Annotated in this window: 14 protein-coding genes; 5 read left to right on the top strand and 9 right to left on the bottom strand. The window is 72.2% G+C overall.

Annotated elements, in window-relative coordinates:
* Nucleotides 1-235: 235 nt before the first annotated feature.
* From ACN6LD_RS36740 to ACN6LD_RS36725, 4 genes are all read right to left on the bottom strand, one after another.
* Nucleotides 236-2512 (bottom strand): PTS fructose transporter subunit IIABC, encoded by a 2277-nt coding sequence (locus ACN6LD_RS36740; protein WP_445045418.1) that lies wholly within the window; start codon nt 2510-2512, stop codon nt 236-238.
* A gap of 331 nt (nt 2513-2843) precedes the next feature.
* Nucleotides 2844-3791 carry a 1-phosphofructokinase gene (pfkB, locus tag ACN6LD_RS36735; RefSeq protein ID WP_319197784.1) on the bottom strand — a complete coding sequence of 316 codons (948 nt, stop codon included), beginning with the start codon at nt 3789-3791 and terminating at the stop codon, nt 2844-2846.
* Nucleotides 3792-3858: 67 nt separating this feature from the next.
* The gene (locus ACN6LD_RS36730) at nt 3859-4620 is read right to left on the bottom strand and encodes a DeoR/GlpR family DNA-binding transcription regulator (RefSeq protein WP_319197781.1); all 762 of its coding nucleotides are present in this window, start codon (nt 4618-4620) and stop codon (nt 3859-3861) included.
* A gap of 319 nt (nt 4621-4939) precedes the next feature.
* Complete coding sequence (locus ACN6LD_RS36725; protein ID WP_319197782.1) at nt 4940-6397, bottom strand: MFS transporter; 1458 nt, start codon at nt 6395-6397, stop codon at nt 4940-4942.
* 205 nt (nt 6398-6602) lie between these two features.
* Here ACN6LD_RS36725 and ACN6LD_RS36720 point away from each other — a divergent pair, with 205 nt between their 5' ends.
* The gene (locus ACN6LD_RS36720) at nt 6603-7691 is read left to right on the top strand and encodes a helix-turn-helix transcriptional regulator (RefSeq protein ID WP_445045417.1); all 1089 of its coding nucleotides are present in this window, start codon (nt 6603-6605) and stop codon (nt 7689-7691) included.
* A 257-nt stretch (nt 7692-7948) separates the two neighbouring features.
* On the opposite strand, the gene ACN6LD_RS36715 is transcribed toward ACN6LD_RS36720, so the two are convergent.
* Together ACN6LD_RS36715 and ACN6LD_RS36710 are read right to left on the bottom strand one after the other, a co-directional pair.
* Entirely contained in the window at nt 7949-8869 is a 921-nt protein-coding gene (locus ACN6LD_RS36715; protein ID WP_445045419.1) for a TetR family transcriptional regulator, read from the bottom strand.
* 832 nt (nt 8870-9701) lie between these two features.
* Complete coding sequence (locus ACN6LD_RS36710; RefSeq protein WP_319196098.1) at nt 9702-10700, bottom strand: sigma-70 family RNA polymerase sigma factor; 999 nt, start codon at nt 10698-10700, stop codon at nt 9702-9704.
* Nucleotides 10701-10888: 188 nt separating this feature from the next.
* On the opposite strand from ACN6LD_RS36710, the gene ACN6LD_RS36705 reads away from it, so the two are divergent.
* The gene (locus tag ACN6LD_RS36705) at nt 10889-11428 is read left to right on the top strand and encodes a GNAT family N-acetyltransferase (protein ID WP_445045416.1); all 540 of its coding nucleotides are present in this window, start codon (nt 10889-10891) and stop codon (nt 11426-11428) included.
* A 239-nt stretch (nt 11429-11667) separates the two neighbouring features.
* Here ACN6LD_RS36705 and ACN6LD_RS36700 read toward each other — a convergent pair whose 3' ends face one another.
* Nucleotides 11668-12477, bottom strand: coding sequence for a dioxygenase family protein (locus ACN6LD_RS36700; RefSeq protein ID WP_445045415.1), 810 nt, complete (start codon nt 12475-12477; stop codon nt 11668-11670).
* Nucleotides 12478-12624: 147 nt separating this feature from the next.
* On the opposite strand from ACN6LD_RS36700, the gene ACN6LD_RS36695 reads away from it, so the two are divergent.
* Nucleotides 12625-13140: a MarR family winged helix-turn-helix transcriptional regulator gene (locus ACN6LD_RS36695; RefSeq protein WP_319196102.1), complete on the top strand. Its 516-nt coding sequence runs from the start codon at nt 12625-12627 to the stop codon at nt 13138-13140.
* Nucleotides 13141-13259: 119 nt separating this feature from the next.
* Here the strand turns inward: ACN6LD_RS36695 and ACN6LD_RS36690 are convergent, their stop codons facing one another.
* Both ACN6LD_RS36690 and ACN6LD_RS36685 read right to left on the bottom strand, forming a co-directional pair.
* On the bottom strand, nt 13260-14807 hold the full coding sequence (locus ACN6LD_RS36690; RefSeq protein WP_319196103.1) for an MFS transporter: 1548 nt from the start codon (nt 14805-14807) through the stop codon (nt 13260-13262).
* Nucleotides 14808-15067: 260 nt separating this feature from the next.
* On the bottom strand, nt 15068-15718 hold the full coding sequence (locus ACN6LD_RS36685) for a TetR/AcrR family transcriptional regulator (RefSeq protein WP_319196104.1): 651 nt from the start codon (nt 15716-15718) through the stop codon (nt 15068-15070).
* 486 nt (nt 15719-16204) lie between these two features.
* Here ACN6LD_RS36685 and ACN6LD_RS36680 point away from each other — a divergent pair, with 486 nt between their 5' ends.
* Complete coding sequence (locus ACN6LD_RS36680; RefSeq protein WP_445045414.1) at nt 16205-17518, top strand: M6 family metalloprotease domain-containing protein; 1314 nt, start codon at nt 16205-16207, stop codon at nt 17516-17518.
* A 261-nt stretch (nt 17519-17779) separates the two neighbouring features.
* The coding region (locus tag ACN6LD_RS36675; protein ID WP_445045413.1) for an IclR family transcriptional regulator at nt 17780-18351 on the top strand (572 nt) is incomplete at its 3' end.

The raw sequence follows: 18351 nt of genomic DNA, 5'->3' as shown, positions 1-18351 counted from the left end.
CCGGGGCCGCAGGCCCGAGGCCGGGGCCGGGGCCGCAGGCCCGAGGCCGGGGCCGGGGCCGCAGGCCCGAGGCCGGGGCCGGGGCCGCAGGCCCGAGGCCGGGGCCGGGGCCGCAGGCCCGAGGCCGGGGCCGGGGCCGCAGGCCCGAGGCCGGGGCCGGGGCCGCAGGCCCGAGGCTCACGCCCCCGGGGGCGTGGGGGCAGGCCCCCGGGGTGCGCAGGCTCCGGCGCGGGCGTTACGCGGCCACCGGCTGCTTCGGCTCCGCCGCCGTCGCGGCTGCGGCCTCATCCGTCGTCCCGGGTTCCGCCGCCCCCGCATCGGCGAGCGGCTTGCGCAGCCCCTTGAGGACGATGACCAGGGCCGTCGTCACGCACACGCCCGCCGCGACGGCGAGCAGGTACAGGAACGGGCTGCCGATCAGCGGGACCACGAAGATGCCGCCGTGCGGGGCGCGCAGGGTGGCGCCGAAGGCCATCGACAGGGCTCCGGTGACCGCGCCGCCCGCCATCGAGGCGGGGATGACGCGCAACGGGTCCGCGGCGGCGAACGGGATCGCGCCCTCGGAGATGAAGGACGCGCCCAGCACCCAGGCGGCCTTGCCGTTCTCGCGTTCGGTCGGCGTGAAGAGCTTCTTGCGGACGACGGTCGCCAGCGCCATGCCCAGCGGCGGGACCATGCCCGCCGCCATCACGGCGGCCATGACCTTCATCGCGGAGTCGCTGGGATCCTGAACGGCGATGCCGGCCGTGGCGAAGGCGTACGCGACCTTGTTGACCGGGCCCCCGAGGTCGAAGCACATCATCAGGCCGAGCAGCACGCCCAGCAGGACGGCGTTGGCGCCGGAGAGCCCGGCCAGCCAGTCCGTCATGCTCTTCTGGGCCTCGGCGATGGGCTTGCCGACCACCACGAACATCAGGAAGCCGACGACCAGCGACGAGATCAGCGGGATCACCACCACGGGCATGATGCCGCGCAGCACTGCCGGGATCCTGATGCGCTGGATCGCGAGGACGACGCCGCCCGCCAGCAGACCGGCGACCAGGCCGCCGAGGAAGCCGGCCGCGATGTTGGAGGCGATCATTCCGCCGACGAAGCCGGGGACGAGTCCGGGGCGGTCGGCCATGCCGTAGGCGATGTAGCCGGCGAGGACCGGGATGAGGAAGCCGAAGGCGACCCCGCCGATCTGGAACAGCAGCGCGCCCCAGCTGTCGACCTGGGTCCAGGAGAAGTGCTCCATGACCGAGGGCGCCTTGTTGATCTCCCAGCCGCCGACGGCGAAGCCCAGGGCGATCAGCAGACCGCCCGCGGCGACGAACGGGACCATGTAACTGACGCCGGTCATCAGCCACTTGCGCAGCTTGGTTCCGTAGCCGTCGCCGGATTCGCCGGCCCGCTCGACGGGCGTGCCGCCGCCCTTGGCGCTCCCGGTGGTCTCTCCGCGAGCGGCCTTGCCGCGCACGTCGGCGATCAGCTGGGCGGGCTTGTTGATGCCGGCCTTCACGCCGACGTCCACGGTCGGCTTGCCGGCGAACCGTTCCTTCTCCCGTACGGGCACGTCGTGGGCGAAGATCACGCCGTCCGCGTCGGCGATGACCGCGGGGCCGAGCCGGGTGAAACCGGCGGAGCCCTGCGTCTCGACGACCAGTTCGACGCCTGCCTCGCGGCCCGCGTTCTCCAGCGACTCGGCCGCCATGTAGGTGTGGGCGATGCCGGTGGGGCAGGAGGTGACGGCAACGATCCGGAAGGGGCGGGCGCTCGCCGGAGCGGGGACGGCCGGGTCCCCGGCGGGAGCCGTGCCGGCGTCGGCGGAGGCCGCCGCCGACGCCGGCACGGAGTCTGCGGAGGCGTCCACGGCCCGGACTTCGGGGCCCACGGACGTCTCAGAGGTGGTTCCGGAGGTTCCCGTCGTGGTTCCGGAGGTTCCCGTCGTGGTTCCGGGAGTCTCCGAGGCGGTCCCGGAGGTGCCCGAGGTGATTCCGGAGGTCCCCGACGCAGTTCCGGAGGTCCCCGAGGGGGTTCCAGGGGTCTCCGACGTGGTTCCGGGGGTCGCGGATGTCGTGGCGGCCGGGGCCTCGTCACCGCGGATCAGCGCCGCGGCGGACGCCGGGTCGCCCGCCGCGCGCAACGCGTCGGTGAACTCGGCGTTCATCAGCTGACGGGCCAGGGACGACAGGATCGTCAGATGGGCGTCGTCGGCGCCGGCCGGGGCGGCGATGAGGAAGATCAGGTCGGCGGGGCCGTCCGCGGCGCCGAAGTCGACGCCCGCCGCGCTGCGGCCGAAGGCGAGGGTCGGCTCGGTGACGTGGGCGCTGCGGCAGTGCGGGATGCCGATGCCGCCGTCGAGGCCGGTCGGCATCTGGGCCTCGCGGGCGGCCACGTCGGCGAGGAAGCCCTCGAGGTCGGTCACCCTGCTCAGGGCCACCATGCGCTCGGCGAGGGACCGCGCCGCCGCTTCCTTCGTTTCGGCGGACAGGTCGAGGTCGACCAGGTCCGCGGTGATCATGTCGCTCATCGCGGGCTCCTTCGCACGCGTATCGCCCGGGGAGTGGTGCGGTGGGCGGGAGGGGGGACGGAGAGGTGGGTGGGGACGGGGAAGCGGGTGGAGACGGGGAGACGGATGGAGAGGGAGGGTCGGTGAACTGCGCCGGGCATTCCGGGGAGGCCGGAGGCGGGGCCGGGGAAACCCCGCCTCCGGGGGGTCGCAGGAGGGTTCGGGTCCTGCTTCCCCTGGTCGGCAGGGCGGCTCAGGATGCCCTGCCGACCGTACGGGGCGGCGAGTGACGGGGCGGCTCGCCGTTCACGGGCCGGCCCGCCGAGCGCCGCGGGGCGCGTGTGAGTCGTCGTCATGACACCGGCTCCTCCAGTCGACGGTCCACCGGCACCTGCGCCGTGACCGTCACCGCCGCCGGGTCCAGATCGGACGGGGTCGGCATCACGCTGCCGGGCAGCTGGACGGCGGCCGCGCCGTGCGCGACGGCGGAGGCGAGCGCCGCCGGGCCGCTGCCGCCGGCGACGAGGAAGCCGGCGAGGGAGGAGTCGCCCGCTCCGACGTTGCTGCGCACGACGGCCACGCGGGCACTCGCGAACCAGGTGCCGGTGTCCTCCACGAGCAGCTGCCCGTCGGCGCCCAGGCTGGCGAGCACGGCACGGGCGCCCATTCCGCGCAGCTCCTCCGCCGCCTTCACCGCGTCGCCGACGGTCGCCAGGGGGCGTCCGACGGCTTCCGCGAGTTCCTCGGCGTTCGGCTTCACCACGTCGGGCCGCTCGCGCAGCGCCTCGAGCAGGGCAGGCCCCGAGGTGTCCAGCGCGATGCGGGCGCCTGCGGCGTGCGCCCGTGCCACCACCTCGGCGTACCAGGAGGGCGTGAGCCCGCGGGGCAGGCTTCCGCAGCAGGCGATCCAGTCCGCGCCGCGCGACTGCTCGCGCACCGTCTCCAGAAGCCGTTCCTGTTCCTCGGCGGACAGCTCGGGTCCGGGCGCGTTGATCTTCGTCAGGACGCCGTCCGACTCGGCGAGGGCGATGTTCGAACGGGTGGCTCCGGCGACCGGGACCGGCGCGACCTCGATGCCCTGCGCGTCGAGCAGTTCGGCGACGAGCGCGCCGGGCGCACCGCCCAGGGGCAGCACGGCGACCGTGCGCCGTCCGGTGGCCGCGACCGCGCGCGACACGTTCACGCCCTTGCCGCCGGGGTCCATCCGCTCACCGGTGGCACGGATGACTTCGCCGCGGTCCAGGGCGGGAACCTCGTAGGTACGGTCGAGGGAGGGGTTGGGGGTGACGGTGAGGATCACGCCCGCGCTGCCATGGGCGCGGTCGGCGCCCTTGGTGCCGCTCATGCTCGTACCGCTTCCGTGCCGCTCATGCTCGTACCACTTCCGTGCCGCCGCGCTCGAGGGCGGCCGCGTCGTCGTCGCTGAGCCCGCTGTCGGTGATCAGCAGGTCCACGTCGCTCAGGTCGCCGAAGCGGGCGAAGTGCTCCTGGCCGTGCTTGGAGGAGTCGGCGAGCAGCACCACACGGCGTGCGGCCGCGACGGCCGCCCTCTTCACCGCGGCCTCGGCAAGATCGGGGGTGGTCAGCCCGTGCTCGGCGGAGAAGCCGTTGGCGGCGAGGAACAGGACGTCGGCGCGGATCTCGCCGTACGCGCGCAGCGCCCACGCGTCCACGGCAGCGCGCGTGCGGTGCCGTACGCGCCCCCCGATGAGATGGAGCTGCATCCCGGGGTGGTCCGCGAGACGGGCCGCGATGGGCAGGCTGTGCGTGACGACGGTCAGCTCGGCCTCCAGCGGCAGGGCCGCGGCGAGACGGGCCACCGTCGTGCCGGCGTCGAGGATCATCGTGCCCTCGGCCGGCAGTTCGGCGAGGGCCGCCTTGGCGATGCGGTCCTTCTCGTCGATGGACGTGCCCTCGCGTTCGGCGAGGTCCGGCTCGAAGTCGAGGCGTCCGACCGGTATGGCGCCGCCGTGGACCCGGCGCACCAGGCCGGCGCGGTCGAGGGCCTTCAGGTCGCGGCGGACGGTCTCCGCGGTGACCTGGAACTCCTCGGCCAGTGACAGGACGTCCACCCGGCCGGCGTCGCGGGCGAGCCGCAGGATCTCCTGCTGCCGCTCCGGTGCGTACATGCCCGTTCCCCTCCTGACGCTCCTGCCACCACCACGTTTTGTGCCCGAAATTGTGGTTTCGTCACGGAGACTACGCCCGGATTTCCGAGAAGTAAACAAGTTCGGGCGCGATCCGGGCATGAACGGGCATGAACGGGCATGGGCCCGATACCCCCGGCGGCGTTCCGTCCCGGGCGCCCACGCTGCGAGGGGCCCGTCACCTCCCCGGTGACGGGCCCCTCGCAGCGAACGCGCGGTCAGCGGGCTCGGTCGACCCACCCGGGATCACCCGAAGAACTCCTGCTCAGCCGCACGTTCAGCCGCCTGTTCAGCCGCCTGCTCAGCCGGCGAACTCGCGCTCCTTCTCCTGCTCCAGGCCCTCGGAGGACGTCGCCTCCGGCAAGTCCTCGAGGCCGTCCAGGTGCTGCGCCGACCGCTTCGGCAGAGCGAACATCAGCAGGAAGATCCCGAACATCACCAGCGCCACCCAGCCCAGCGCGTGCTGGAAGGCGTTCACGAACGTGGGGCCGACCTCGGCCGGGGTCAGCCGGTCGCCGATCTCGCCGAAGAAGACCACCGCGACCAGTCCGAGACCGAGCGCGTTGCCCATCTGCTGCACGGTGTTGATGAGTCCCGACGCCGAGCCCGCGTGCTCGCGCGGCACCTCCGACAACACCGCGTCGGTCAGCGGGGCGAAGATCAGGCCCATGCCCGCGCCCATCACGACCAGCGGCAGCGCCATCTGCCAGGGGGCGATGCCGAGGCCGTAGCGCTCGGACTCCCAGATGTAGAGGAGCACGCCGAGGGTCATCGTCAGGGCGCCCGCCTGGAGCACCTTGCGCCCGAAGCGCGGAGTCAGCTTCTGCACGGACATCCCGGCGGCCACGGACACCGCGATCGAGAACGGGACACCGGTCAGCCCCGCCTTCAACGGGCTCCAGCCGAGGCCGGTCTGCATGTACAGCGTCCACACCAGGAAGAAGACGCCGAGGGCGATCCCGAAGACGGTCTGCACGGCGACGCCCGCCGCGAAGCTCCGCACCCGGAAGAGGGAGAGCTCGATCAGCGGCGAACCGTCCCGCGCGCCCTTGCGCCGCTCGTAGGCGACCAGCGCCCCGAAGACGCCCAGCGCACCCGCCATCGACACGTACCCCCACACCGGCCAGCCGAGCTCACGGCCGCGGGTGAGCGGGTAGAGAAGCATCAGCAGACCGAGGGTCACCAGGACGACGCCCACCAGGTCCAGCTTCAGCGCCTTCGGGGCCTTGGACTCCGTGATGAACCGGCTGCCGAGGACCAGTCCCGCGACGCCGACCGGCAGGTTGATCAGGAAGATCGGCCGCCACTCCAGCCCGAACAGGTTCCATTCCGTCAGCAGCGCGCCGAGCAGCGGCCCGGAGACTGCTCCCAGCCCCACGATCGCGCCGAAGAGCCCGAACACCTTCCCCCGCTCGTGCGCCGGGAAGGTGGCGTGCACGATCGACAGCACCTGCGGGACCATCATCGCCGCCATGCCGCCCTGCAGGATGCGTGAGGCGACCAGCATCTCCGGGTTCACAGCGAAGCCGCACAGCGCGGAGGCGAGGGTGAAGCCTCCGATTCCGATGAGGAACAGCCGCTTGCGGCCGTGGATGTCGCCGAGCCGGCCGCCCGTGATGAGCCCGGCGGCGAAGGCGAGCGCGTAACCGGCAGTGATCCACTGGATCTGGCTCCAGGAGGCGCCCGCGTCCTCCCGGATGGAGGGGATCGCGATGTTGACGATGGTGACGTCTACGAGGTCCATGAAAGCCGCGGTCATCACGATCGCGAGCGCGAACCAGCGGCGGCGGTCGCCCGGCGCGCCGGCCGTGCCCGATGTCGTGGCGACGGTCCCGGTGTCGATGGCCCGAGCGGCGGGCGCGGCCTCGTTCTCGTTCCCGGTGGAGGTGTCCGTGTCGTTCATAGTGCGACTGTAGGACCGCAATAGGTCAGATCATGTCCTAGTGGTGCGGCATCCTCGAAGCATGACGACGGACACTCCGGCTCGGCTGCTGCAACTCCTCTCCATCCTCCAGACGCCCCGCGAATGGCCCGGCGGCGAGCTCGCGGACCGCCTCGGGGTCTCCCGGCGCACGGTCCGGCGGGACATCGACCGGCTGCGCGAACTCGGGTATCCCGTCGAGGCCAGCAAGGGCTCGGACGGCGGATACCGGCTGGTCGCGGGCAAGGCGATGCCGCCGCTCGTGCTCGACGACGAGGAGGCCGTGGCGATCGCCGTCGGCCTGCGGGCCGGCGCGGGGCACGCGCTGGAGGGCGTCGACGAGGCCTCCGTACGGGCCCTCGCCAAACTGGAACAGGTGCTGCCGGCCAGGCTGCGCCACCGCGTCTCCACCCTCCAGGCCGCGACCACGCCGCTGACCAGCGGCGACGGCGCGAGCATCGCACCCGAGACGCTGACCGTCATGGCCTCGACGGTCGCCGGGCAGGAGCGGCTGCGGTTCGCCTACCGCGCGAAGGACGGCACGGAGTCGCGGCGGCTGACCGAGCCCTACCGACTGGTGTCCACGGGCCGGCGCTGGTATCTCGTGGCGTACGACCTCGACCGCCAGGACTGGCGGACCTTCCGCGTCGACCGGGTCCGGGACCCCTTCGCGACCGGCTCCCGCTTCGCGCCGCGCGAGCTGCCGACGGGCAGTGCGGCGGAATACCTCCGGCGGTCCATCCAACGGCGCCCGGACATGGACGAGTACGCGTACGACGTCACCTTCGACGCGCCCGCCGAGCTGGTGGCGTCCCGCCTGCCGTCCTGGCTGAGCACGTCGGTCGCGGCGGACCCGTCCGAGACGGGAGACGCGGAGGACGAAGGCGTGCGCCGGTGCCGGCTGCGGGGGACCACGAGCGATCCGGTGGAGTGGTTGGCGGTCCGGTTCGCGATGCTGGGGTACGAGTTCTCCGTCCGGGAGCCGCAGGAACTGGCCGACTCCGCACGGGAGTTGAGCGGACGCCTCGGGCGAGCGGCACAGACCGGATCACCGAGCGGCACGGAGGCGGAGGCGGAGGCGGGCACGAAAGCGGACACGGACGACGTCCCGCAACCGCGCCGGAGCCCCTGAGCCCCACCGAGGACCCGGCGAGCCGGGCCGGCAACGCGGGCCCCGCCGGGGCGGCGAGCCGGGGCGGCGAGCCGGGGCCGGAAACGCAGGCCCCGCCGGGAGCCGGCGAGCCGACCGCAAGCGCTGAGCCCGATCCGGGGGCGGGCGGTCAGCCCGGCCCGGGGAGAGCTCGGGACAGTGAGCCCCGCCCGGGGGCGGGGCGGGCCCGGGACGGGGGGCCAGGATCAGGGAACTCGGTCGCGCCGCCCCACCCGGCGTCACGTCCGCTGCGCCGGTCTCGCTTCCCACGCGAACCCGTGCAGATCCCGCAGGTTGTGCAGCGCCAGCTCGGCCGGGCCCTGCGGACCGGTCGGCGCGGCGTCGGTCACCGCCCAGCTCTCCACCGCGACCCGGACGGCGGCACTGGCCACGGCGGCGGTGAAGCGCTGGCGCGGGGAGGCCAGGGGCGCCTCGGTGGCATCGGGCGCCTCGGAGGGATCGGGCGCCTCGGAGGCGAGGGCACCGGCACCGGACAGGTCGCTGCCCTCGGGCGGGTCGCCGTCGGCACCGGCATCGGCGGCCGTCCCGCCGACAGCCTGGGTCCCGTTCGCAGCATGAATCCCGACCGAATCGCCGGGCGCGTCAGGAGCCTCGGAGGTTGCCGCGGCGGTTGCCGCGGCGGTTGCCGCGGCGGTCGAGGGCGAGGCCTGCGGGGAGGACGTCCTGGCCTCGGTGGCAGCCGCCCGTTCGGCCAGGACCTCAGCGATCGTGGTCTCCGAGGCGTGGCAGACCTCCGCCCACACCTTCCCGAGGGCGGGGCTGGCTCCGGCCAGCCGGATCAGGGTGCGGACCCATTCCCAGGAGGCCGCCGAGACCCCACGGCCGGTGACGAGAGTGTGCCGCACGGCGTGTTCGAGAGCCTGCGGCACCGGCAGTTCGGCCGGGGCCTCGCGCAGCGCCTGCGCCCAGCGCTCGGCGCCCGCCGAGTAGAGGGGGGCGACCGCCTCCTCCTTGGTCGCGAAGTAGCGGTAGAAGGTGCGAGGGGCGATGCCCGCGGCCTGGGCGATGTCCTCGGCGCGGGTGGCCTTCAGGCCCCGGCTGACGAAGAGGCCGGCCGCCGCCCGGGCGATCTCCATCCGGGTCGCCGCTTTGCGCCGTTCGGTCAGCGAAGCCGAGCCGGCGGAGGGGGTCGAGCTGATCACGTCGGCAGGCTATGCCCATGTGGCACAATCTGCCATTCGGGCGGGCCACCCCGTGGTTCAGGTACGGGGTGCCCCGCCTCTTGGCGTGTCCGCGTGCGCCGCGATCTCAGGCACGCGGGCATGTGCGCCCGCCACTCCCCCGCGCCGAAAAGGAGCCGGGCCCCGGCGCCTGGGGGGAGAGGCGCCGAAGCCCGGCTCTGGACAGTCCCGGCACCGGGGGGATGTGCGTCGGGACTTGGCTCACTCGCGTGGTGCGAAGGTCTCGGGAAGAGCTGGGTCTCGGGAAGGGCTACAGGGTCCAGTCGGCCCGAACTCCCGTGCTCAGAAGTCTTTTTCCCCGCATCTCCCGATTGAAGCGGCGTTCCCGCGCCATGTTTGCGCGGTCCCCGCCACCGGGCGCACGCGGGCGGAAACCCCACACCACAGCACGCCCACAGCACGTTCACAGCACCCCGACCGCCCTTGCGCGACCGAAGCGAACCGGCCTCCGCCCACGTCGCAGACGGCCCGAACCGGCCGGCGCCCGCACCACCGGCCGTCCGGAAGACGTCACAGCTGCCGCAGTGAGCGACCGCGCCGGAGCGGCGGCACCGCACCGGCGGCAGGGTGCGCCCGCGTCACCGATACCGGCCACCCCGCCACCCCGCCGCACCGATCCGCCGATCCGCCGATCCGCCGATCCGCCGATCCGCCGATCCGCCGATCCGCCGATCCAGCGATCCAGCGATCCAGCGATCCAGCGATCCAGGATGCCCCAGACCTCCGCTCGCTCGGGACGGTCGCCCGGCGGCAACTCCCGTCAGGGCGGGGGCCGGTGAACGGTGACCGGCTACGCCGCCGCTTCGAAGCCTGTGTCGCGGGCCAGCTTCTTCAGTTCCAGCAGGGCGTGCTTCTCGATCTGGCGGATGCGCTCCCTCGTCAGCCCGTGCTCCTTGCCGACCTCGGTCAGGGTGCGCTCGCGGCCGTCGTCGATGCCGTAGCGCATCTTGATGATGGAGGCGGTCCGCGGGTCGAGACGGTCGATCAGGCCGTCCAGCTCCTCGCTGCGCAGCAGGGTGAGGACGGACTGCTCGGGCGAGACCGCGGAGGTGTCCTCCAGCAGGTCGCCGAACTGCGTCTCGCCCTGGTCGTCGACCGACATGTTCAGCGAGACCGGGTCACGGGCCCAGTCCAGGACGTCGGTGACGCGCTCCGGGGTGGAGCCGAGCTCGGCAGCGATCTCGGCGGGCTCCGGGTCACGGCCGTTCTCACGGTTGAACTCGCGCTGTACGCGGCGGATGCGGCCGAGCTCCTCCACCAGGTGGACGGGCAGCCGGATCGTGCGCGACTGGTCCGCTATCGACCGGGTGATGGCCTGACGGATCCACCAGGTCGCGTACGTGGAGAACTTGAAGCCCTTGCGGTAGTCGAACTTCTCGACCGCGCGCACCAGGCCCGCGTTGCCCTCCTGGATGAGGTCGAGGAGGGGAAGACCGCTGCGGGGGTAGCGGCGGGCGACCGCGACGACCAGGCGGAGGTTGGAACGGATGAACACGTCCTTGGCCCGCTCGCTGTCCGCGACCAGAGCCTCGAGCTCCTCGCGGGAGGCGGCCGCCCTGGACTCCTCCTCCCCGTCGAGGACCTGCTGCGCGAACACGCCGGCCTCGATGATCTGAGACAGCTCGACTTCCTTCGCGGCGTCGAGCAGGGGTGTGCGCGCGATCTCGTCGAGGTACATGCCGACCAGGTCGCGGTCGGCGATCTCGCCGCCATGGGCGCGAACACTGCGGGCCGCGCTGCTCGTCTCGCCGGTGGCGGACTTGCGGCGGGCGACGGCACGGGTTGCCATGCGTGCTCCCTTGCGATGGAGGTTCGGCGGGTGGCCCTTCAGACGCCCGGTCACTTTCGGAACTTGCGACTCTCCTCGGGTGCCCGGCATCTGATGGAAACAACGACTGGAATCAGGACAGAATTCCCAACCCGCACCCCGATTTTGATGATCTTGCAGTACCCTGTCCGACCACGCGAGGAGGGCCGATGTCGTCGGAACGTACAGAGGTGCAGGTCAGGCCAGGAGTCGAGGGTGACCTCGAAGCCCTCACCGACCTCTACAACCACTACGTACGTGAGACGCCCATCACATTCGACACCGCGGTCTTCAGTCCGGAAGAGCGACGTCCTTGGCTGCTCTCCCACCCTGAAGACGGGCCGTACCGCCTGATGGTTGCCACGGAAACGGACTCACAGGACATCCACGGCGTCTCACAGACGATCCTGGGTTACGCCACATCCAGCCCCTTCCGCCCCAAGGCGGCCTACTCCACGTCGGTGGAGGTGACGGTCTACGTCGCCCCGGACGCCGGCCGGCGCGGCATCGGCACGCTGCTCTACAAGGCGCTCTTCGAGGCGCTCGCGGACGAGGATCTGCACCGCGCCTACGCGGGCATCGCGCAGCCCAACGCAGCCTCCGCACGGCTGCACGAACGCTTCGGGTTCCGGCACGTCGGCACCTACCGGGAGGTGGGCCGGAAGTTCGGCCGCTACTGGGACGTGGCCTGGTACGAGAAGGACCTCTGAGCGTCGGCGACCCGTCGTCGGGCCCGCCGGGCCGGGTGCCCGCGCACCTCGGTCGACACACACCTCGTTCGACACACACCTCGTTCGACACACCTCGATCGAGGCACACCTCAGCCGACGCACGCCTCGGTCGACGCGAACCGCAGGCGACGCGAATCGCGGTCGACGCGAATCGCGGTCGGCGTGCGCGGCTCCCCCGGCCGAGCCGCTGCACCCCGGGCCGAGGTGCGCGGGGGGCGTCAGCCGAACTGCACCGACCGCTTCGCCAGCCCCATCCAGAACCCGTCGATCACGGACCTCTGCGCGTCCAGCTCGCCGGTCACCTCCGCGGTGCCCATGGTCACGAAGAGCGGGGCGAAATGCTCGGTGCGCGGATGGGCGTACCGGCCGGCCGGGGCCTTGTGGAGGAAGTCGAGCAGACCGTCCCAGTCCCGCGTCTCCAGCGCGCGCCGGCCCCAGTCGTCGAACTCCGAGGACCAGCTGGGCACTCCCCCGCCGGGGTGCCGCAGCGCGGCCAGGTTGTGGGTGAAGAAGCCGGAGCCGACGATCAGGACCCCCTCGTCACGGAGCGGCGCGAGCTTGCGGCCGATGTCCATCAGCTTCACGGGGTCGAGCGTCGGCATGGAGATCTGCAGGACCGGGACGTCGGCGGCCGGGAACATCTCGACGAGCGGGACGTAGGCGCCGTGGTCGAGGCCGCGGTCGGGGATGTCCTGCACGGGGATGCCCGGGGCGCGCAGCAGCTTGCGCACGCTCTCGGCGAGTTCGGGCGCGCCGGGGGCGTCGTACTTCACCCGGTAGTAGTGCTCGGGGAAGCCCCAGAAGTCGTAGACCAGGGGGACGGGGTCGACGGCGCCGAGGGCGAGCGGGGCCTCCTCCCAGTGGGCGGAGACCATCAGGATCGCCTTGGGGCGGGGCAGACCGGCCGACCAGGCGGCGAGTTCGCCGGGCCAGAGCGGGTCGTCCGCGAGCGGCGGTGCGCCATGACTGAGGTAGAGCGCGGGCATGCGTTCCTGGGGGAGGGCGCGCTCCTGAGTTGCGGCGGACATGGCAGCTACTCCTTCCAGGGTTCGGACCGAGCCCGGTTCCCGGACGATGTCGATCGCGATGGTTGATTGAAATCTAAAACGTCAACGGCCATGAGCATATTCCCAATTGATTTAATTTTCAAGGAGACGGCGTCTACAGTGGAGTACATGAAGAAGGCACCCACATCCGTCGACGAGCCGCAGCCGCGCTGGCTCACCGCAGAGGAGCAGCTCGTCTGGCGCTCCTACGTGCACGCCACCACCCTCCTAGAGGACCACATGGACCGGCAGCTGCAACGTGATGCGGGCATGCCGCACGTCTACTACGGCCTCCTGGTCAAGCTCGCCGAGTCCTCCCACCGGCGACTGCGGATGACCGAACTGGCCATGCACGCCAAGATCACCCGCTCCCGCCTCTCCCACGCCATCGCGCGCCTGGAGAAGAACGGCTGGGTGCGCCGCGAGGACTGCCCCTCCGACAAGCGCGGCCAGTTCGCCGTACTGACGGACGAGGGTCTGGACATGCTCAAGCGCGCCGCGCCCGGCCATGTCGCCGTCGTGCGCAACGCCTTGTTCGACCGGCTCTCCGCGGAACAGCAGAAGTCCCTCGGCGAGATCATGCAGATCATCGCCGAGGGACTTCAGCCCAACGAAGCGGGTGCGGACCTGCCCTGGCTCCGCTAGACCCGTGGGCGGGTCAGCCGCCCGGGCGGGTCAGCCGCCCGGGCCGGCCGGACCTCCCGAGCGGATCGGACCTCCCGAGCGGATCGGACCTCCCGAGCGGATCGGACCTCCCGAGCGGGTCAGTGGACCATCACCGGGACCGCGTCCTCGGCGTCCTTCGACCCCGAACCCGCGACCGCGCCCATGTCCGGCTTGCCGGCGTTGATGAAGGTCAGGGCGATCGCGGCGGCCGCCACCAGGATGCCGACGGCGAACCAGATGGCGCTGGTGTAGCCGTGCACCATGCCCTCCAGCTGCACCAGCTGCTGCTGGGGCTTGGAGGCGGCGCCGGCGACGTGGTCCTTGATGTACGAGGTCGTCGCGGACGCGGCGATGGTGTTCAGCAGGGCGGTGCCGATCGCGCCGCCCACCTGCTGCGAGGTGTTGACCATCGCGGAGGCGACACCGGCGTCCCGCGGCTCGATGCCGTACGTGGCCAGGGACATGGCCGGCATGAACGCCGTACCCATACCGAGGCCGAGCAGCAGCATCGCCGGCATCAGCACGGCCGTGTACGAGGAGTCGATCTCCAGCCGGGTCAGCAGCAGCATGCCGAGGGCGGCGACCAGGAAACCGGGACCCATCAGCAGACGCGGGGCGACCCGGGTCATCAGACGGGTGCCGATCTGGGTGGAGCCGGTGATCATGCCCGCGATCATCGGGAGGAAGGCGAACCCGGTCTTGACCGGCGTGTAGCCCTTCACGATCTGCAGGTAGTAGGTCAGGAAGAGGAACAGGCCGAACATCGAGATGATCGCGAGGCCGAGGGAGAGGTAGATCCCGCCGCGGTTGCGCTCGGTGATCACGCGCAGCGGCAGCAGCGGGGCCTTGACCTTCGACTCGACGATCACGAAGGCGGCCAGCAGGACGGCTGCCGCGACGAACATGCCGATGGTCACGGAGTCGCTCCAGCCCTCCGACTCGGCGCGGGTGAAGCCGTAGACCAGGGAGACCAGACCGAGGGTGGAGAGGATGACGCCCGGGATGTCGAGCGGCGAACGGTTGCGGCCGCCCTCCGGCTCACGGATGACGAAGTACGCGCCGGCCGCGGCGACGATCGCGAACGGGATGTTCACGAAGAACGTCCAGCGCCAGTCCAGGTACTCGGTGAGGAAGCCGCCGAGGATCAGGCCGACGGCGCCGCCGCCGCCTGCGATCGCACCGTAGATGCCGAACGCCTTGGCGCGCTCCTTCGCGTCCGTGAACATCACGGCGAGCAAGGAGAGCGCGGCGGGCGCGAGCAGCGCGCCGAACGCGCCCTGGAGCGCGCGGGCGCCGAACATCATCGCCTCGTTGACGGCGGCGCCGCCGAGCGCGGAGGCGGCGGCGAAGCCGCCGAGGCCGACGACGAAGGCGCGCTTGCGGCCCCACAGGTCGGCTATGCGGCCGCCGAACAGCAGCAGACCGCCGAAGGCGAGGGCGTAGGCGGTGACGATCCACTGCCGGTTGCCGTCAGAGATGCCGAGGTCCTGCTGGGCGGAGGGCATCGCGATGTTCACGATGGTCGCGTCGAGGACGACCATCAGTTGGGCGAGGGCGATGAAGGCCAGCGCTTTCCAGCGGTTGGCGTCCGGCCCTCCCCCCTTGCCGGGGGTCGGGGCCGAGGCCTTCTGGACTGTTTCAGACATGGGAATACCCGCTTCGGGACTTCGTGACGGAAAAACGGAAGAAGCTGAAGTGAAGAGACGGAAAGAGGCTGAAGAGGAGGTGGAGCGACGAGGCGGCACATCTTCACTGACGGCCGGTCGCCCGCTTTTGTGACGGCCGCGCGGTTCTGACTGCTCGGTGGTGACTGCTCGGTGGTGACTGCTCGTGATGACTAGCTCTGCTCGGTGATGACTGATGCGGTACGGGAAACCAATCGGTCAGGGACCAGCCGCTCAGCCGCTCAGGGCCGGCGCAGATCCTCCATGGTCATTGCCGCCCCCGGCAGCACCGAGGAGGCGGGAGCCCGCAGTCCGTCCAGGAACAGCTGCAGATGGCGGTGGACGAAGCGGTCGGCGCTCGGGCAGGCCGTACCGGCCGGGGGCCTGCTGAGCTGCGCCACCGCGATCATCACGTCCCCCACGCCGACGTCGGGCCTGAGCTGCCCGGCCGTCCTCGCGCGGTCCATGACCTCCTCGATGATCCGCTCGCACCGTTCGCGGGCGGCCTCGAGGTCGGGGTGGTGCTCGTCGAAGGTGCTGGAGATCATCGGGCACAGCGCGCTGATCCGCTCGTCGGCAGAGACGTGCACGAAGCGCTCCAGCGCCTCGAACGCGTCACCGGTCTCGGCGAGGGCGGTCTGTCCGGCCCGGACCGTGCGGTCCAGCACCGAGCAGACGACCTCGCGGACCAGCGCGTCCCGGTCGGGGAAGTTGCGGTACACCGTGGCATTGCCCACGCCGGCCCGGCGGGCGATCTCGTCGAGCGGCACGTCGGGGCCGAACTCGGTGAACATCTCGCGGGCGGCGGAGACGATCCGCTCCCGGTTGCGCAGGGCGTCGGCGCGAGGCCGGGTCGCCTTGCGCTCTGCGGGGACAGCGGTCGCGGTCTGCACGGCGTACTCCTGTCTGAGGTTCGTGTGCCGCGTGATGCGGCACGGACGTCTGTGGCTGCGATCCGGGGAGCGAGTCCCCGTTTCACTCGGACACCCTAGCTAAACGGGGACGGCATCCCCGGTTATTTCCCGGACCCGGAAGTTTTCGATGTGACCTGGGCCACATGTCCGCCCATCCCGCACCACCCCGCCGCCCTCACTGCTCTCGCTGCCCTCACCGCCCCGCTTCCCCGCCGCTCTCACTGCCTCCACCGCTTCCGCCGGCCCCGCCGCGTCCACCGCTCCCGCCAGTTCCACCGCTCCCGCCACTCCCACCGGTCCCGTCGCTTCCAACGGCCCCGCCGCTCCGCCGCCATTCCGTACCGGCCGGTAACCCACGATCGGTCTCCTCCAGCGCGCGCCCGCGTGCGCCCTCAAAGAGGGTGATCAGGAGGTGATCAGGACGCAGCCGGCGACCGGTGGCTGCCCGGAGCGAAAGGCCCCCGCATGCAGCCGCAGTCCGCGCGCACTGCCCGGGACCTCCGCCGCCGTCGGATACGCACGCGCCGCGCCGCCGCGCTCGCCTCCGTCACCGTCCTGACGCTCGCCCTCAGCTCGTCCGCGGGCAGCGGACACCTCGACCCGGACCCCGGCTCGACGACGGCCGGCGCCGGCCCCCTCACCGTGGCCCCCACCGCCGCCCTCGCCCCCTGCATGATCAGTGGGGGCGCCTCCGTCCAGATGTCCGAAGGGGTGCCCACCGCAGGCGGCTACTCCCGCTCCACCGGCGTCGTCCGCGCCCTCACTCTCATGATCGACTTCTCCGACGCGCCCGGCCGGGGCAGCGCGCTGAGCCGCTACCGCGAGTTCTTCCCACAGACCGAGCAGTGGTTCCGCACGGCTTCCTACGGCCGTCTCGACTACCGCGCCCAGACGCCCGTCCGGCACTGGCTGCGCATGCCCAAGTCGTTCCACGCGTACGGCATAGAGCGCGGCGCGCCGTTCGAGCCCGGCTACCGCGAGCTCGTCCAGGACATCGTGGGCGCCGCCGACCCCGCGGTGGACTTCCGCGACTACGACCTCCTGAACGTGCTGATCACCCCGAACGCGGGCCCCTCCGCGCTGGACACGGTGCTGTCGGTGACGTTCGCCGGGAACGCGGAGGCCCCGGTCGCCGACGGGGTCTCGGTGGCGAACGCCTCGTTCGTGTACTCCCGCCAGGACGACGGCTCCGGCTCCTACGACCGGACCGGCTACCGGGTCCTGCCGCATGAGAACGGCCATGTCTTCGGCCTGCCCGACCTCTACACCCAGGAGGGCGGCGGGGCCGTCGGCCACTGGGACATCATGAGCGAGGACTGGGGGGCCAACAACGACCTGCTCGGCTGGCACAAGTGGAAACTGGGCTGGCTGGACGCCTCCCAGATCGCCTGCGCGGCGACACCGGGCACGACCGAGTACCCGCTGACGCCTCTCGCGCGCGCGGGCGGACCGAAACTCGTCTTCGTCCCTCTCAGCGACCGCACCGGCTACGCCGTCGAAATGCGCGCACGCGGCGGGAACGACGAGGCGGTGTGCCGCTCGGGCGTCCTCATCTACAAGGTGGACGCCGACGTCGACACCGGCATGGGCCCGGTGACGGTCTACGACTCCCGCCCCGACAGCGGTGGCTGCACCCGCAGCCCCAACGTCCACGCCGAGCTCTCCGACGCCCCCTTCGCCCCGGGCCAGACCTTCAAGGACCCGAAGAGGGGCATCCGGATCTCGGTCGCGGAGACGGACTCCGAGGACGGATACCGGGTGCGGGTGACCCGGCGGTAGGCAGGACACGTCCGGTCATCCCCGGCCAGCCCCGGCCAGGACCCGCTTCGTCCAGGACCCGCCCCGGCCGGTCCCCGGCCAGGGCCGGACGACGGGCCACGGGCGGCCCGGGCCGGTGAGGGGACGGCCCGGGGCTACCGTAGGGCGGCAACGGCAACCGCAGGGCGGCAGGCAGGCCGCCCCGCCACCCCCGATGCGCGGCGCCCGGTCCCCCGTACCGACGCCGCACCCCCGTACCGCCCGTATCGGAGAATCCACCGCATGTCCGCGACCAGGACGCCCGCCCCGCCGCCCGGGGCCGCCGCGCCCGCCTCGTCTCCCGGGGCCGCCGCGCCCGCTCCGGCGGAGGCGGTCACGCCGCTGATCCGCGGAATCGCCGTGCTGCGCCGGCTGACCGACGCGGGCGGCACGGCGAGTCCGAGCGAACTGGAGCGGAGCACCGGTCTGGCGCGTTCGACGGTCGACCGGATCGTCGCGACCCTCGCCCGCATGGGATACGTCCGCCACGACGGGCGGGACGCCGTGCTGGCCCCCCGCGTCATGGAACTGGGCAACGCCTACCTGGCCGCCCTGCGCCTGCCGGCGCTGCTGGCGTCCCCCGCGGACGCCCTGGCCGACGAACTCGACGAGTCCGTGTCCCTGGCGGTCGCCGACGGCGACGGCATCCGCTTCATCCACCAGGCGACCCGCCGCCGCGCGATGTCCCTGAGCTTCCGCATCGGCGACCTGCTGCCGGCCGAACGCACCGCGCCGGGGCCGCTGTTCGCCACCGAGTGGACCGACGAGGAGTGGCGGTCCTGGCACGCCCGCCGCACGGCGGACCCGGGAGGGCG

Source organism: Streptomyces sp. SAS_272 (genome assembly GCF_052543235.1).
Note: the sequence above shows the minus strand (reverse complement) of the source record. Positions and strands in the feature narration are given on the sequence as shown.